This window comes from Owenweeksia hongkongensis DSM 17368 (assembly GCF_000236705.1).
Lineage (GTDB): Bacteria > Bacteroidota > Bacteroidia > Flavobacteriales > Schleiferiaceae > Owenweeksia > Owenweeksia hongkongensis.
Window position 1 is genome coordinate 482,042 of record NC_016599.1, and the last position, 17,131, is coordinate 499,172.

Genomic DNA, 17,131 nt, shown 5'->3' on the forward strand with positions numbered 1-17,131 from the left:
CTGGTTAAGATAGTTAATCCTTGATGACCTTATAAGTAAACCTTTCTTCTTTGGTCTGCACAATAACCATATACATTCCGGGGTGCACGTTAGAGAAGTCTACTTTGTAATTTCCTAAATCAGTCTTTGTCAGTATATAATTCTCATTCGTACGCTTTCCATTGAGGTCATAAATGAATATTTCTTCGCCAGCAAACTGGTTGAATGTATTTATAACTAAATGATTTTTTACTGGGTTGGGATATATCGATGGCTCTGTTGCATATTCCTCGGCTAACTCAATTGGTGAGCTACTTTTCTTAGCAACTATACATTTTTGCGAATTATTATTAGCATACACCAAACTATAGCTTAGGCTATTGTTTTGATTGGAAAATACAAACCATGCAAAACCAGATCCGTCAAAGTAGATATCCTTACTGCCATTTCCCGCATGGAATATTTCAGTTGGATCATCACTATTTAGCCCCCCAGAAAGTATCACATTATTTTTTCCTTTTGGAATATAAATTGGAGTGCTATTTCTATTGCTATAGCTAATGTGGGCCACATAATCAAAACCTGAAGAGTGGTTACTAATTTGATCAACGCACTGTAAGGAGAGTAGGATTTTTTGGGTTCCAATACCTTTTGGGTTCACGTATAATTGTCCGGTGGTGTAATAGATCAAATAGTTTGATGCACGTTCTATTACTAAACCAGATGGATTAATATCATACACACCAGCTGCGCCAGTATACATTGAACCTAATGTGAGGCTTGGTGCTGATAGTATTGAATCTATACTATAATGATCACCTAAAATATCATAGTTAAAAGGAGGCGCTGGAGAACCTGCTTCAGCGAATGTATCTCTAGCTGTAACATAAATCTCAGCCGGGTTTACGGTCAAAATTCCATCAATGAGGATAATGTCGTAATTACCTGAACTTCCTCCCAGCAGGTAAATTGGATAAACTCCAATACTGCTGGAGTCAACGGCTTGGCATGATACGATAGGAAGTGTTAAGTCACCAGGAGCGTCATTGTATTCAAATCCATTATATGATAGGTTGAATGCAGGATTAGGTTTTCCATATATTTTGGAAGTATCTTCTGCAGTGACGATAAGGTTTGCTTTATTAACTACCAATTTTCCTAACACATAATGCACAACATAATTTGTAGGTTGCACCAGCATTAAACTATCTGGAACAATGGTGTATGTTCCCGCATCTACTTGCGTTGTGCTTATTGAATTTTCACTTGAATCTAAAATCTTGTAGGTGGGAATATTCTTAATCACGTTAGAATCTGCATCACCATACTGATAACCGCTGGTAGAGTGAGAAAAGGAGATACTGTCCCCATATGTCCTTGTTAGAGAATCAACTTTAAAGGTTAGCGTAGCAGGAGTGATAGTGAGGTTCCCTAATTCATAGGTGATATTATAATTTGCATTAAATAGGGGGGCAGGAACAATAATATGAACTCCTACATCTGTTCCAGTTATTAAATTAATCGGTAAGAAACGAAAGACACTATCAGTTCCTAAAGTATCCAGATCATTTTCATCAAAAACTAAAGCCACCTCACCACTATCGGAAATGGTATCTAATCCATTGATTAAAGGGATTCCATTCACTAATGGTTGGGCATTAACCAAAGGATAACCGTTGACAACGGCTCTTCCATATGCAACGGCTCTAGCATTTACCACAGCCCTCCCATAAGCAGATAGTGTAGATCCTCTCTGGCGTGGAGCGGTTAGCAGGGTTGCATTATTTGGTGAAGTTTGATAGTCAAAAATTGATTGGGCTGCAATCTCGACAAAATAAGTAGTATCATACTGAATGGCGCTGTTTACCACGGCTCTTCCATAAGCCACAGCTCTTGAGTTTTCCACAGATCTTCTGCTAGCGGCATAAGATAATCCACGTAGATCGGCATTTACTACTGCACGTCCGTATGCACTTCTTCTTACTACAGCCACAGCATTCGTTAAGTTGGATTGGTGATTATACTCAATGGAATCGCTAAATAAAGCTAGTTCAGAAGGGGCAACAAGTGAATCTTCAAATGAATATTCAAAATGGAAATCACCTAAGGGATAACCATATTCTACCGTTGTATCTTTTGCAGTAATGGTTAAAGGCATTGGGTTTATGGTTAGCGATCCATCTACAAACTCATAATTGAACAACTCAGAAAGTCCAAGTTCATAAGGGATGTTCAAGTCAAGAGAGTCCATTTCTGCACGGATCAAATAAATTCCAACATTGCTAGTGGAGGTGGCTGTTGTAAATACATCAATACTGTCAAGACCTAAATCATAAAGACTATATCCAGCAGAATCAAAAGGAATGCTGTCCACCAATACCTCAAAGGTTAAAAGAGGAACTGCTTCGCTATACTTTTTGGTTTTGTTGTTTACAACAATTTGCACGTTTTTTTTGGTTGGAGAAAATAGGAGGAGGGTATCTGAAAATCCACCATCCAGAAGAGAGGAAGAGATGGGATTGTTGTAAACTCGAACTGGTGGGTTTCCATTAAATGGCGGAATATTCGCTGCAATTTCTGAAGAATTAATATAGTTTGATGAGACGGTGTCATCACGTAATAATACTATACTTGAAGGTGTAAAATAATCTCCGATGATGTTTACACTTATAGTATCCGTTCCCGGAATTTGGGTAGTATCGAGAAATGAAACCTGTGATACGGATGGCTTGGGGTTAGCAAAAGAAAGCATGGCTTGATCGGCTTGAATAAATCCTGAGCCGCTTTCATTATCAAAACCAGAAGCACCCATATCAATAGCAGTATTGCTAAGCAAGTTTTTAATTTCTAATGGTGTGCTATTATGGTTTTCAAATTTTGCTTGAGCTGATTTTAGCAAAGCGGCCACCCCAGCGGCATGTGGTGCGGCTGCGGAGGTACCAAAAAAGTTTGGAAACGCATCCGATTCTATATTTGGTCCACCAATATTTACAGTGGTATTCACGCCATTGGGGGCGCAAAACTCAGGTTTGTTACGAGCTGTTCCATTTACAGGGGTGCCACCTCTTGACGAAAATGAAGCAACAGAAGGTGTGTTTCCAAATTCTGGAGTATTGCTATAAAGCACAGCTCCCACGGCCATTGCACCTTCTGCATTAGGGTGGCCAACTATGGTGCTGGTCCCGGATTGATATTCATTAATAATCATATTGCCCTGAAAGACGATGTACTTAAAAAATACATTTTGACTTCCAGATTCGCGAACGATCAATATGTTGGACTGTGTGTGTTGAGTCACCGTAAAAGGCATTACCTCCAAGGGGTCGTTGTTGAGGTTATTTCGGTTAAAACCGAAAAGGGTGTTCCCTAAATCATCAGTCAGATAAATGTCCAAGTCATTATTAGTACCGGTACTGGTTTGCCCAATACTATAAACTGAATCTTGCCATTGCAAAACGATGGTATAATTGCCTGGCTCTAGAGTTACACTTTGAAAAATATCGCCTCCACCAAAGTCATGAGCATCACCAAGAATGTTATTAGGAGTAGGAGCTGGGTTGAATGCGGAGGCATAGGATTTATCACCAAAATTACCAGCTGATGAAAAGTAGCTAACTCCCGAATCTGCCACGGCATTTACAGTTTGTGAAATCACACCATCGGTCAAAAAGGGCTCTGTAATAAAGGTGATGTCGTCTACTATTATGTCACAGCTATCTGCTGCAAGGTCTAGAATCCCTTTAGCCATATTTCCAGCGCTCAAAAAACCTGTAGTAAATGCAAGCTCAGCCTTAGGTGCCACATCATGAATTATTTGCAGCATGGCTCGGCCTTCGTCAGATTGAACTCCATAAGGGAAATCCTGAAGAACCTTTATTGGAGTTGGGTTTTTAGTATTTCCATTACCGGGTAGATCTTCGTTCAATACGTCTGTCGGAGCTTTATTTCCTGGTTGAGTATTGTAGCTATTTGACAAAACTCCAACTTTCACACCTTCACCGGCAACATCATACCCTAATCTTGCAAAAGGAGCTCTTAGAGCTTTATCGCCTTGACTTAGTGCAATTCCACTATTTACAACTGGGGGAAAGAGAGGACGAACGTAATTGATAAGAAGGGGGAGACTATCTAGTTTTTGTAAATTTTGGATAGGAAACAGACCTGTTATAGTCAATGAAGAAGGGCCATTATCAATCACATTTGTAAGACCATAGCTTGGTGATTGCAACAAACTAAGAAGCGTTTGATATTGTCCTTGTACTGCAATAACCTCTATGTAAACCCCGCCATTATCTAACCTGAAAATGTTACCAGCGGTGTCATTATAATTTGCATTGTCAATCAATGTTCCCAATTCAGAGCCAGTAGGATTGGGCGATTTACCTGCGGTGGGTGGCGGATAATAGGGTATAATGCAGCTTGATTCGGGCACATTCACATTTACAGATTGGGAGCAGCCACTGGCCAGGGAAACAGTCAACGTGTATAGTCCACCTTTATTTACCGTAGGGCTAAGCGTATTGGCTCCGCTTGCAATATTTCCATTTGCCGTGTGCCAATTGTAAGTGGCATTTGTAGCGCTGGTATTTGCTAATAGTACAACATTGCGTTGGCTGCAGGTTACTGAGTCAGGGGTGCTAATATTGATAACAAATGAAGAATCACAAAAGGCGAAAGGTACATGTTGAAAAGTTACACCATTATTTAGGGTTACAAACTTGGGGCTGAAAAGTGCACCGGTTACAAATGCTTGGCTTGTGTTTTTACTAATAGTAATACCTCCGAAAGGAGCCCAAACCGTTCCTTTCCATTCTGAATATTTATTTGTACCAATCCACCCCGAATTTTGATACCAAGCTGTTTTTCTATCGCTTGAGGAAGAGCCTGTTCCGTGCGTTTCAGCGTAAATCCTTGAAGCATCGCCTCCATTGATAATGTTTACCTCAAGTTTCCCAAGGTCTACATCTCCATGAATTAGAAGTCGGATGTTACCTGTGGGGGCGTTTTGAAAATCGAAGGTGAAAACGTTTTTGTACCCAGTATTTTTTATTGCGCTAAACACATAATCACCAATTCCAGAAAACACAAGCTCATTTACACCACTTAAGGCAATACTGTCATAAGAACCGGGAGTAATATTAGCATCACTGTAAATAGAAGTTGATCCCAAGGGAGGGAAGCTGTTTACGAAAGGATATTTGGGTAGCGGTGCGAATACAGGTTGAGACAACACTTCACCACCCTGTGGAGTTGGGCCATCGTACTGCGTTCCTGCTGGATGGGTTACTTGCCCAATTACAAAGCCGGGTTGAATAATGATATCACCATTTATGAAAAGATTACCAGCCAAATTTGCACGGTGACCAACTGTTAAAGTAGAGTTTGAGCTTGACCTGGCATTTGCGCTCCAAATACTTCCAGACACTTGGGCATCTGTAAAAATGTGAGTTTCATTTCTTGCGTAGATTCCTCCTTGAAGCGTAAATGACCATAAGGTGGATACGTTAGTATAGCTTCCTACATTTCCCCCCAATATTACATTGGTTGCTCCTAAAGAAACTCCACAATCATTGGGTGCTACGCAATTAGAATCCCCTCCCAAAATTGCATAATCCATAATGGAAGATGATTGTGAGGTGCTGAATAGGGGGATTAAGAAAATAATAAGTCCGAGGAATGTTTTGTTTCCAAAGGAAATACTCCAATTGCTGCCAAGGCTGGCGCATTTTGTAAAGGTTTGCATGGTTGTAAGGTCTGGTTTTGCTTGTATTAAAAGTACTTGTTTTCAATGACATAACATTGAATGTTCACTTTTTCGCGATAGCGTAAGATTGATATCCCTGAAATCAGGGATAGTCCATTGTTGTATTAAACCAGATTTTAATAATCGAGAAAATGCCTGTAATAACTTTGTAATGAAGGTGTTATGGGGTGGGTGCTTTTGGAAGTGTCTGTTTTACAATTGATAATCAAATTCGTAAAAGTGTTTTCCTTCCTTGATGATAATCGCCATAGTTCCAGAAATATTTTCCAGTTCTCCACTACCAGAATTAGGCACTACTTCTAGAATAAGTTTGTTATCCGTGCTGGTCATCGTTCCAAAATGCTGAAGAATGAAACTTCCTTTTTTCCCATGAAGGGTACCATTTGCTTGCTCGATAGCTACATATCCTGCCGAGCCCTTTACAGAGCTCATAGCACTTAGCATTTCACCTTTGCTTTGCGCTGATAAGTCACCGTGAAATGTTTTGTCAATTGACATTCTTCCAAGCTGAGCACCATCACTTGCTTGTGCAGAAAAATCTAGTGGTGTCATTTTTACTTCAAAGGATCCGGTGGCTTTCATAAGTGATAATTTAGAATTTCAAATGTATTAGAAATACGCTATGGTGACCTTAGTCGTGAATAACTCTAAATGAAAGGTTTAGAAGTGGTAGACCTAAAGTGGGCAAAATTCCCAAATTAATACCCGAAAAAGTTTTCCATATCTGCATCCCTTTGCAGGAGTGCGATTGAGTACTTTAGAAACATACCATTGTTAATTTCGTTTATAAGGAAGATGAGTTTCAAAAGGGGCTGTGAGTATATTTATAGTCACTCTTTAAAGAAAATAATACACCCCAAAAAATAGATTTATGAAGACAGAAGTGGTAGCGGATGTGACTGATAGATTGAGTTATACGTACGAAGAGGCTCTAGAGGCGGCCAGTAAATATTTTGATGGTGATGAACTTGCTGCAGGTGTTTGGTTGAATAAATATGCTCTTAAGGATTCTTATGGCAATATATATGAGCGCACTCCTGAAGATATGCATCATAGAATGGCAGCTGAGATAGCGCGTGTAGAAAAAAAATACCCGAATCCGATGAGTGAGGCGGAGGTGTTTGAAGTGTTAAATAGGTTTAAATATATCGTTCCACAGGGTGGACCGATGACGGGTATTGGAAATGAATTTCAGGTAGCTTCACTTTCAAATTGCTTTGTAATAGGAAATGATGGAACAAGTGATAGTTATGGAGGGGTGATGAAGATTGATGAAGAGCAGGTTCAGCTGATGAAACGAAGGGGTGGAGTTGGTCACGACCTGTCACACATTCGGCCGAAAGGCTCGCCTGTAAAAAACTCTGCACTTACCGCTACGGGTGTGGTTCCTTTTATGGAGCGATACAGCAACTCTACGCGCGAAGTTGCGCAAGATGGAAGGAGAGGAGCACTTATGCTGAGCATATCCATTGACCACCCGGATTCAGAAGCTTTCATAGATGCCAAGCTTGATGGAACTAAAGTAACTGGGGCAAACGTATCTGTTCGTATCACTGATGCTTTTATGAAAGCCGCTGTAAGCGGTGAAAAATATACACAGGCATTCCCTATTGGTTCCAAAGACCCATTAATAACCAAAGAAGTTGACGCTCGTTCTATTTGGAATAAAATAATACATAATGCATGGGCTTCGGCAGAACCAGGTATTTTGTTTTGGGATACTATAATTCGTGAGTCTGTGCCGGATTCGTATAAAGACCTTGGTTTTGAGACGGTGTCTACCAACCCATGTGGCGAAATCCCACTTTGCCCTTATGACTCTTGTCGTCTTTTAGCTATCAATTTATTGAGCTATGTAGAAAATCCGTTTTCAGAAGGCGCTTCTTTCAATTTTGAAAAATTTAAAGAACACGCTAAAATAGCTCAGCGCATAGCTGATGATATTATTGACCTTGAACTTGAGAAAATTGATGCCATTATGGCCAAAATAAAGGCCGATCCGGAGAGTGAAGACGTAAAGCGTACGGAGTTTAGCCTTTGGGAAAAAATCAAAGAAAAATGTATACAAGGGCGTAGAACAGGGATTGGCATTACTGCCGAAGGAGACATGCTGGCCGCTCTAGGTTTGAGATATGGCTCTGAAGAATCACTTGATTTTACTGAAGAGGTACATAAAACTTTGGCTGTTGAGGTGTATCGTGGATCCATGGAATTGGCTAAAGACCGCGGAGCCTTTGGAATATTTGACTGGGAGTTGGAAAAGGAAAATCCATTCTTGGCTCGCTTGGGGGAAACCGATCCAGAGCTACTTCAAAATATAAGTAAGCATGGCCGTAGAAATATAGCCCTTCTTACAATCGCCCCTACAGGTACTACTAGCCTTATGACGCAGACTACTTCTGGTATTGAGCCGGTATTTATGGTGTCTTATAAACGCAGGAAAAAAATCAACCCAAATGATAAGAATACCCGAACAGACTTTGTAGATGATTTAGGTGATCACTGGCAGGAATTTTTCGTGTTTCATCACCAGTTTGCCAATTGGCTAAAGCTTAATGGCTACGACCTTGCTGAAGTAGAGCAGATGGAAGAAGATGCTCTGAATGAAATTATCGCCAAGTCGCCTTATGCTGGTTCTACCGCTAGAGATGTGGATTGGGTAAATAAAGTTCATCTGCAGGGTAGAGTGCAAAAATGGGTAGACCATTCCATTAGCGTTACGGTAAACGTGCCAGAAGATACAACCGAAGAAAAGGTAAATGAAATATACCGTACCGGGTGGGAGTCCGGCTGCAAAGGAATTACCATTTATCGCGATGGGAGCCGTTCAGGCGTTTTGGTAGAAAATAAGAAAAAAGAAGAAAAGGAGGAAGGAGCTTATATTTCTGAGCAGAAAGCACCGGCTCGTCCGCAAATTTTGGAAGCTGATGTGGTTCGTTTTAATAATAATGAAGAGCGATGGCTAGCCGTAATAGGTTTGCTTAATGATCGTCCTTATGAAATATTTACAGGACGGGCTGAGGATTCGTTTCATTTGCCTTACTGGTGTAAAACCGGTTATGTAATGAAGAGTAAGGACGCGGATGACAATACGCGTTATGATTTCCAGTATAAGGATAAAGATGACTTTAGGATTACCATAGAAGGGCTATCGAGGTCTTTTAACCCTGAGTTTTGGAATTATGCAAAATTGATAAGTGGAGTACTTCGTCACGGGATGCCATTGCTGGATGTGGTGCATATGGTGGAAAACTTACACTTGAGTGATGAATCACTTAATACCTGGAAAAACGGTGTGGTGCGTGCGCTAAAGAAATATATCCCTAATGGTACCAAAGCTGTGGAAAGCACCTGTGGCGAATGTGGTGAGGATGCCGTAATTTATCAGGAAGGCTGCCTTATTTGCAAAAGCTGTGGAAACAGTAAATGTGGGTAGAAATTAGAGTATAGTGATGAACAAAAAAAAGGGCTTCGAAAATTTGCGAAGCCCTTTTTTATTTGTTGAAATCACGTGGATTATCACATTAACCCTCTTGATTTGAGTTCAAGATATTTATTTATAGTGTTGGCAGTAAGGTCTTCAGGCTTTGTTTTTATGGTTTGAATTCCCACCTTTTGAAGTTCATACATTACCTGATCCAATTCTTCACTTAGTCGCTGAGCCATTGTTTGGGAGGCAATGTCAAAAAGGTTTGTCACCTTGTTGCTTTTAAATTTTTGAAGCTCCGTATTTTCAAAGAAAACAACTACTAAAAGATGATCTCGGTTTATTCGTTTTAATTCAGGAAGAGCTCTTTGCAAAGCATTTAGACTCATGAAGTTGGTGAACAAAAGTAGCATAGAACGGCTTTTGACTTTTGTGCGAAGTGATTCGTATAAACCTTGAAAATTGCTCTCATATTCGCCTTCAGTTTGAACGTAAAGGCTATCAAGTATTTTTTGAATTTGGTTGTTTCTTCGCTGTGCAGGGATGAAGGATTCTAATTCTTTCGAAAAGGTAATTAAGCCAACATTATCTTGGTTACGCAAAGCTATATTAAGAATGGTGAGAGAGGTATTAATCGCGTAATCCATTAGACTCAATCCTTCAAAAGGCATTCGCATTACGCGGCTTTTATCAATTATAGCATATACCTTTTGCGATTTTTCTTCTTGATAGTTATTTACCATCATATGCCCCACGCGGCTGCTTGCTTTCCAGTTGATAGAGCGAGGATCGTCACCCGGTACATATTGACGAATATCTCCGAATTCGTAGCCATGACCAATTCTTGGAGTTTTTCGAATTCCATCTTGTGTATGCCCGGTATTAAAAAGCATTAATTCAAACTTTCGCATTTGCTCAAATGATGGATATACCTTTACTATTTGCTTAGCTGATATCGTTTTACGGTATTCTACAAGTCCAAATTTGCCAGTAAAGAAAACATTGGTATTATGAAAAACGTACTCACCACGAGTGAGGGGTTTTAAAGAATAAGTGTGAACTTCAGAACTTTCACTTTCCACTTTTTGCAAGACTTCAAAGTCCCTTTTTTGAAACTGCAGGGGTAACTCATCAATGATTCTAATTGATACCGAATGACTACCAGTATTCTTGATCAAGAGCTTTACTTCATTAAAATCAGACATTGAGAAGTGTTTTGGTACTTTTCTGCTGATACTAATAAATTGGGCTTGCTTAGCGCTGTTTTGCAGGTCTATCGCAATGCCGATAAATAACGTAGCTAAAGTGATAAAACCAATGTATACAAGCCAAGGCCAACTAAAGCCAAGGGCAAATAGTAAAGACGCAAAACCCAAAAGGTAAAATACTCTGTTTTTAAGAAAAATAGGCTTTAAAAACTTCATCGAGGAACTTCAATGTCTTCTAGAATAGATTCAATAATGTCATTTGTAGTAAAACCTTCCATCTCGGCAGTAGCACTAGGTATAAGGCGGTGATTGAGTACTGGGTGGCAGGCACGTTGTACATCGTCAGGCTTTACAAAATTGCGTCCGGCCATTGCTGCAAAGGCTTTGGAAACTCGCATTATGGCTAAAGATGCTCGAGGTGAAGCTCCCAAATATATAGATTGATGATTGCGAGTGGCTTGTATTATTTGAGTGATATAACCCAAAATTTGCTTGTCGATATGAATTTGCTGAATGTAGTTTTCACATTCTTTCAAGCTATCCTTGTTTAAAATACTGGAAACGTTTTCTTCAATTTTTCGGTCAAAATCGTTTTGAAACCTTTCAAGAATTGCCAGCTCATCTTCAGCATTGGGATATGGAACCTTTATTTTAAAAACAAATCTATCCAGTTGAGCTTCAGGAAGACGGTAAGTGCCTTCTTGATCAATGGGGTTTTGAGTGCCTATTACCAAAAATGGATAAGCAAGCGGATAGGTAGTTCCTTCCATAGTTATCTGTCGTTCCTCCATTACCTCAAATAGGGCGGACTGAGTTTTGGCTGGAGAACGATTGATCTCATCAATCAATACGAAATTTGTAAAAATTGGCCCTTTGTGAAAAGAGAAGTCCCCATTTTTTTGATCAAAAACCATGGTGCCCAAAACGTCAGAAGGCATAAGGTCGGGAGTAAACTGTATACGCTTAAAATCTACACTGATAGCTTGTGAAAGAAGCTTTACCAAAAGTGTTTTTGCCACTCCGGGAAATCCTTCTAAAAGCACATGACTATTGGTAAAGAGTGCTGCAAGTGTTTCTTCAATGGCATTGTCCATGCCTATCAGTACTTTATTAAGCTCAGTTTTAATGTCAGCTACATTTTGCTGCACTACATTGCTTGTTTGTTCCGTATCTACTGCCGGACTGTTCATTGGAGAAGTGGTACTTTCTTCAGTATTATTTTCTTCAGGAGTGTTTTTTTCTTCAATCATTTTTTCACCAGTTTATAGTATTCAGTGAGCATTTGGTACAGCTCCACATTGTCTCTTATTTTAGAAGATGGATTGTAAACAATTTGTCGCTCCAATTTTAAAATTGACTCTATTAAATCTAATGGTACCTTAGTTTTTTTAGCAATTTCAGTGGCTAATCCATCATTGTCTTTTGTACGCTTTATACCAAACTTTCTTCGGTTAAAATTATTGAAAAGCTTCATGAGCTCTATGGCCAAATAGCGTCCGCTACTTGCTTGGTAGTACAACGCACCTAATGATTGGGCGAAGGCTATAGAGGTATTTTCAACACGAGGAATAAGCGGAATTATCCGTTGTTGTCTTTTGCTGCGAAATACTACAAAGAGTAATGCAGCTGCCAAAATAGAATACCATGCATATTTTAGCGGAGGGTGTTGCATCACAAATCGTAAAGGTGTTTTACTATTGGCCACATCGTTATCACTGCGAAAAACTTTATGGTATTCATCCCAAATAATTGGTTGATTGGGTAGATGGTTAATTACTTGATCAGCATATTCAAAGCCGTCATTTTCCAACAAGTATAAATTGGTGAATAACAAAGGATCAGTATGCACATATAAATAACCCTTTCCAATATCCACCTGTCTAAAGTTTTCGAGGTTTTTTGCTGAATCGCCATTAAAACTTCCTAAAAGTTTTACATTTTCACCTGGTTGAAGAGAGTCTTCAAAATGCGTCCAATAGCGGATTTCTTCACCATAGGCACCACGAAATTCAAAGTTGTACTTTTTTTGTGGACTTTGATTTTCTAACCAAGCTTCAGTAGAAAAGTCATAATAATATTCGGTATCTCCTATTCGGTCGGTTGAGTCTAGCGCTTGGTGAATTTCATATGAAATTTGCCGAGTGCAGATAAATGCAGTGTTGCCTCGCCTGATAAAATTCAAAATGTCGCGCGCTTCCAAGCTATCAGCATACAGCTGAGTACCCATAAAAATTAAAGTTTTGCTAGTAGTGGTATCTTCCAATTCACTTATGGGCGAGAACAAAACTTCACTTTCTCCATTGGCGGCTGAGTCAACTAATATTTTAAAGAGATTTAGATCATAGGGTTCGTCTTCCGTAAAACTATAGCGCTCACCCCAGTAATTGCTCTGCATAGCCATAAAAAGTACGTAGAGTATGAGCGCCAAGCCGGCTATACCGATGAATACAATCGCAACAACTTTACTCTTTCCCATGCAATTGCCCGTTTAAAGAGTTGATACGTTGAATTACTAAATGGTATTGATCTTCTGATAATGAAACAGATCCATACCAGATTTTATCGTATAATATCACAATATGGTTGAATGAATTTTTAAGTTCAGATTGTGTAAGTTCTCTTAAATACTGCTCGTTTGTTTTTCGTTTTTTCCAAATAATCATTTCAGCGTCAATCATACTTTGGAGTATCATCAAAAATTTGATTCTCAATGCAGATTTGAATTCTCCTTTTTCTATTGCTTCTTGATATATCTTGTCCAGCGTAACATCGGGTAGATTTTCTTCAGCTTCGGCTAAAGTGTTGGCTTGTATACGTCCAGGTTTTATAATCGCGGGTTGTCGCGATTTTCGAATAACAATGATGAGTGCAATTAAAATTACGGTAATGATGAGCCCAAATAGGAGGGGCTGTATAAAGCTTAAATTCCAATTTGTATTATTATCAGTTTGCGGGGCCGTTTGCTCTTTTTCTTTTACAGGATCATAACTCACCTCTTTTTTAGACTTTTCCCATACTTCTGGGTCGAGCCGGAGCCGGTCATTTTTTTGGGCACTGCCAGAGAGCGTAAAAAACCAGAAGGTGATTGTTAGGTAGATTATATGCTTCATGCTCTGTTTAGCTTGCTGCTGCTCAATAAGTTTGCATTTTGCGATGAAGCAAACCCTGTGTCTGGAAAACTCTCGTGAATGCGTTGCTTTAAGTTTTGTGCGGTTTGTATTTCTTGTATGCTAAAGAAACTAAGACCAATAGAAGAAAAAAGTACAAAGTAAAAGGCAAAAAACAATATTGCCATAGCTAGATATGATGCCAAATAATTGATAAAAGAAAAGTGATCTTGCGTACTTATAAGGCTGGATAAGAGTTGTGGAAATAACTCTCCAAACACGAATTGGATTAATAAACTACCAAGAAAAATAACTGCTGATAAGATAAAAACTAAGCTGAGTAGCCTACCGAAAGAGGACTTTAACCATTTCCAGAATTTTTGAAAATTAAACTTTCCATCTTCATTATTTAGTGTTGCCAAAAATAATCCCACTGCTGGGAAAAGGAGTAGGGTAAGAATTACAAACGAACCATAACTGTAGCCAAAGGAAAAAATAAGGGCAAAGACAAGAGAAGCTAGAATAATCGCACCACGATTTTTTTTCCAGGCACTCGTTCCAAAAGGTGCATTTTTCGCATGTTTAGAATTTAACATTTGGCTTAGTACAAGGGCCGTAAATAGTACACAAAAGTGGATAAGAAAAATAGGGCTAGCGCTATAATTAAAAAACATGGCAATACCCACTAAACTGCTTTGGTAGAGGTAGAAAGAAGAAGTGGAATGCTGGGCAATGGTAAGTATACTTATAAGACCCAGTAAAAGTATACCAAGGGCTCTCCCTATAGTTTTTTTGTGGAGATTCATTATTCTAATGGACTCCCATATTATGGTGGGGTTCTTTTGAATTTTGGTAAAAGAAAATCTTGAAAATTGAATAGGGTGGAGGTAAGCCTTAAATGTCAATTGCCATTCTTGTTGCTGTGCCACCTTGCGCGGGTACCACACAAAATAGAGCAGTACAAATGAAAATGTGATAAGTATAGAAAACAGACGAATGCTCCAGTGCATTTCAGTGTATCTAGTTACAAATGCTTCTACCGCTCCAGAGTATACAAGTAGTGGCATCAAGCCAAGCATTATCACCAAACTTTTTCTACCTGCAATTCTGAAGGCGTCTAAACGAGAAAGTGTGCCCGGAAATAGGGTGCCTTTAGCGAGCACCAACCCCGCTGTGCCCGCAAGCACAATACATGAAATTTCAATAACACCATGCTGCCAAATAGTTAAAAAGGACTCAAAGAAAAGCCCCCGTTCAATAAAAAAATATTGAAACACCCCGAGCATAACACCGTTGTAGATAATCACCAGCAATGTGCCTGCTCCGGCAAAAAGACTTAAAAGAAAGGTTCGTACCGAAACCAGAATATTATTTATAGTAATACCTAAAAACATGTTGGCTCTGGCTTCATCCTTATATATAGCCATTGGATCACCTTTTTCGATGTTGGCGAGCGTTGTTTTTACATACGAATCTCCTAATATGTAATTGGCAAAGCTAGAGTCATGCATACTAGAAAAAATACCAATAGCTATGGAGACAGCAAGAATTATGAAGGAAAGTAAAAATTGATTACGTGCTTCAAACATCATCAAAGGGAGATCTCTTTGCCAGAATTGCACAAAATTTCTGAAATAATTTTTTTGACTTTTTTGAACTCTAAGAGAAAGAGATTCAGCCAAACCGTTTAAGTAAGATCTAACCAATCGGTTGGGGTAATGTGTGCGAGCAAAGGAAAGATCATCAATAGTTTCTACATAAAAATGAGAAACTCGGTGAGGCTTTGGCTCACTTTGCGCTAGTTCTTTTTCAAACTCTAGCCATTTAGCTTTATTTTGGTCAACAAATTGGGTTTCCTTCATATCAGGCAATCAGATGGTAAAAAAAGGCTTTTACTTTTAATATTACAAAATGAATATTCTTGAGTTTGAAAATACACAGGGCATTACTTTACGTTATAGTACGGCTTCAGTTTTTGATCGCAGTATTGCATATTTAATAGATCTGGCAATTGTTGGTTTTGTAGTAGGAGTTTTAGCTATTGCTTTAGGATCCAGTTCTTCGGCACTTTTAATATTGGTTATCGCCATTCCAATCCTTTTTTATAGTCTGTTAATGGAAATTTTCAACGATGGAAAATCATTAGGTAAGATGGCTTTAGGCCTCAAGGTAGTTCGTGTAGATGGACAGTATCCTACGGGCTATGATTATTTCATGAGATGGATTTTTAGATGGGTAGATATTTACATGACTTCGGGTGCTCTTGCCGCTCTTGTGATTTCATCAAGTCCTCGCAACCAGAGGGTAGGAGACATGCTGGGAGACACCACCGTAATAAGAACTCGTAAATTGAGAGTTCCTTTACAGCGAATACTTAATTTGAATAAGTTATCTAAGTATACCCCCCAGTATCCACAGGTAATTCAACTTAAAGAGTCACAGGTAGTGCTTATCAAAGAAAGTTTAGATCAGGCTGTAAAGTATACTAATGATAGCTATACCAAATTACTCGATGATTTAGCTATTCGTGTTGCTAAAAATCTAAATGTTGAAACCTCAGATACTTCAAGAGTTTTTCTTCAAACTATCATTAAAGATTACATTAGTCTTACCCGTTAAAAATCAAGCTTTTACTAAGTAGGTTTTAGAAAGGCTATCATGCCACATTTTACCGCTTGAGCTTAATACAGAAAAAGGTTCAAAAGGTATTATTCTACAAAGTGTTCTAATGATGATTTTTCCAATACTAGGTTTTTCACCTTCTTCATTTACCACTCTTGTTCTAGTGACCATTTTTCCAATTGTCTTTCCGCCAATACCTTCAGCTATAACGTAGTATGTAAGGTGCGTAAGTAAAAACAAAACATTGTATAAAATACCTCCTTCACCAGGATCTCCCTGAGTGCTTATTAAAACAGCCGATATGCCGATTGCAATGATGTAAATAAAAATGAGGTCAATAACATAATTTGCTAATCGCTGTCCGGTACTAGCTAAGTTTGAGTTAGTTGGTTTTAAAGGACTTCCATCAAGACCTTCTTCTAATACGATGTTTTCAGTGTTCATAAAGTTAAGTTTAATATTATGGCAATATATGTGAAGAAAAATAATGACGCAAGATTGCGGTTATTTTGAGGCATAAAAAAACCGACCTATTTGCGATTGAATATGCAGAACTAGGTCGGTTAATAAAATGTGCCCAGAACAGGACTTGAATCCTTACGTGTTTTTCCTATCATTGATAATCAATTGTTTATATAATAATATTTTCTTTTTTGAGAGAGTTTGTTCCCCACTTATTCCCCGAATTGAGTGTGCTAAAATTATGAAAATAAGTGAATTAAGATGGGTTTGTTATTACTTTTTGACAAGGCGACTTATTTTGAATCATCTTTTACCAAATCAAATTTACGTCTCACTGTTGAGTGCCCCAAAAATTCATCTACATAACCCTCGTGACCATTGGGGCAGCATCTACCAGGAGCATAAGAAGGAGATACTCCATCTGGGGTACGAGAATGACACTTCACATAGAGTCTCCCGCAATAAGAGCAAAACCAAGGGAGTTTGCACAGGAGTCTTTTCACCAGAGAAAGTGGTGGTATCGGTTTTGGAGTAATTTGAGATGAGTCCATTGTAAGTGGTA

General features: G+C 38.9%; 10 protein-coding genes. 2 read left to right on the plus strand and 8 right to left on the minus strand.

Annotation, left to right across the window (positions count from 1 at the left end; translation table 11 throughout):
- Window positions 1-13: 13 nt before the first annotated feature.
- Window positions 14-5,722: an MBG domain-containing protein gene (locus OWEHO_RS17690; protein WP_014200837.1), complete on the minus strand. Its 5,709-nt coding sequence runs from the start codon at window positions 5,720-5,722 to the stop codon at window positions 14-16.
- 213 nt (window positions 5,723-5,935) lie between these two features.
- A complete protein-coding gene (locus OWEHO_RS02280; RefSeq protein ID WP_014200838.1) occupies window positions 5,936-6,325 on the minus strand; it encodes a DUF3224 domain-containing protein in 390 nt (129 codons plus the stop codon).
- Window positions 6,326-6,614: 289 nt separating this feature from the next.
- Between OWEHO_RS02280 and OWEHO_RS02285 the strand changes: the two genes are divergently transcribed.
- Complete coding sequence (locus tag OWEHO_RS02285) at window positions 6,615-9,179, plus strand: adenosylcobalamin-dependent ribonucleoside-diphosphate reductase (RefSeq protein ID WP_014200839.1); 2,565 nt, start codon at window positions 6,615-6,617, stop codon at window positions 9,177-9,179.
- Window positions 9,180-9,262: 83 nt separating this feature from the next.
- Here OWEHO_RS02285 and OWEHO_RS02290 read toward each other — a convergent pair whose 3' ends face one another.
- The 5 genes from OWEHO_RS02290 to OWEHO_RS17695 are packed head-to-tail and all read right to left on the minus strand — an operon-like array spanning window position 9,263 to window position 15,347.
- Window positions 9,263-10,594 carry a DUF58 domain-containing protein gene (locus OWEHO_RS02290; protein WP_014200840.1) on the minus strand — a complete coding sequence of 444 codons (1,332 nt, stop codon included), beginning with the start codon at window positions 10,592-10,594 and terminating at the stop codon, window positions 9,263-9,265.
- The gene (locus OWEHO_RS02295) at window positions 10,591-11,628 is read right to left on the minus strand and encodes an AAA family ATPase (RefSeq protein ID WP_014200841.1); all 1,038 of its coding nucleotides are present in this window, start codon (window positions 11,626-11,628) and stop codon (window positions 10,591-10,593) included. The genes OWEHO_RS02290 and OWEHO_RS02295 overlap by 4 nt, the downstream gene beginning before the upstream one ends.
- Entirely contained in the window at window positions 11,625-12,854 is a 1,230-nt protein-coding gene (locus OWEHO_RS02300; RefSeq protein ID WP_014200842.1) for a DUF4350 domain-containing protein, read from the minus strand. Before OWEHO_RS02300 ends, OWEHO_RS02295 begins: the two co-directional genes overlap by 4 nt.
- Window positions 12,841-13,488, minus strand: a complete 648-nt coding sequence (locus OWEHO_RS02305; protein ID WP_014200843.1) for a hypothetical protein — start codon at window positions 13,486-13,488, stop codon at window positions 12,841-12,843. Before OWEHO_RS02305 ends, OWEHO_RS02300 begins: the two co-directional genes overlap by 14 nt.
- Window positions 13,485-15,347, minus strand: a complete 1,863-nt coding sequence (locus OWEHO_RS17695) for a stage II sporulation protein M (RefSeq protein ID WP_014200844.1) — start codon at window positions 15,345-15,347, stop codon at window positions 13,485-13,487. The genes OWEHO_RS02305 and OWEHO_RS17695 overlap by 4 nt, the downstream gene beginning before the upstream one ends.
- A gap of 49 nt (window positions 15,348-15,396) precedes the next feature.
- Between OWEHO_RS17695 and OWEHO_RS02315 the strand changes: the two genes are divergently transcribed.
- Window positions 15,397-16,104, plus strand: coding sequence for an RDD family protein (locus OWEHO_RS02315; protein WP_014200845.1), 708 nt, complete (start codon window positions 15,397-15,399; stop codon window positions 16,102-16,104).
- A 3-nt stretch (window positions 16,105-16,107) separates the two neighbouring features.
- Here OWEHO_RS02315 and OWEHO_RS02320 read toward each other — a convergent pair whose 3' ends face one another.
- Complete coding sequence (locus OWEHO_RS02320; RefSeq protein WP_014200846.1) at window positions 16,108-16,551, minus strand: RDD family protein; 444 nt, start codon at window positions 16,549-16,551, stop codon at window positions 16,108-16,110.
- Between the last annotated feature and the right edge of the window lie 580 nt (window positions 16,552-17,131).

Bases quoted from the DNA above. Each gene is read 5' to 3' on its own strand.
- OWEHO_RS17690 (WP_014200837.1), bottom strand. From the start codon at position 5,722: ATGCAAACCTTTACAAAATGCGCCAGCCTTGGCAGCAATTGGAGTATT.
- OWEHO_RS02280 (WP_014200838.1), bottom strand. From the start codon at position 6,325: ATGAAAGCCACCGGATCCTTTGAAGTAAAAATGACACCACTAGATTTT.
- OWEHO_RS02285 (WP_014200839.1), top strand. From the start codon at position 6,615: ATGAAGACAGAAGTGGTAGCGGATGTGACTGATAGATTGAGTTATACG.
- OWEHO_RS02290 (WP_014200840.1), bottom strand. From the start codon at position 10,594: ATGAAGTTTTTAAAGCCTATTTTTCTTAAAAACAGAGTATTTTACCTT.
- OWEHO_RS02295 (WP_014200841.1), bottom strand. From the start codon at position 11,628: ATGATTGAAGAAAAAAACACTCCTGAAGAAAATAATACTGAAGAAAGT.
- OWEHO_RS02300 (WP_014200842.1), bottom strand. From the start codon at position 12,854: ATGGGAAAGAGTAAAGTTGTTGCGATTGTATTCATCGGTATAGCCGGC.
- OWEHO_RS02305 (WP_014200843.1), bottom strand. From the start codon at position 13,488: ATGAAGCATATAATCTACCTAACAATCACCTTCTGGTTTTTTACGCTC.
- OWEHO_RS17695 (WP_014200844.1), bottom strand. From the start codon at position 15,347: ATGAAGGAAACCCAATTTGTTGACCAAAATAAAGCTAAATGGCTAGAG.
- OWEHO_RS02315 (WP_014200845.1), top strand. From the start codon at position 15,397: ATGAATATTCTTGAGTTTGAAAATACACAGGGCATTACTTTACGTTAT.
- OWEHO_RS02320 (WP_014200846.1), bottom strand. From the start codon at position 16,551: ATGAACACTGAAAACATCGTATTAGAAGAAGGTCTTGATGGAAGTCCT.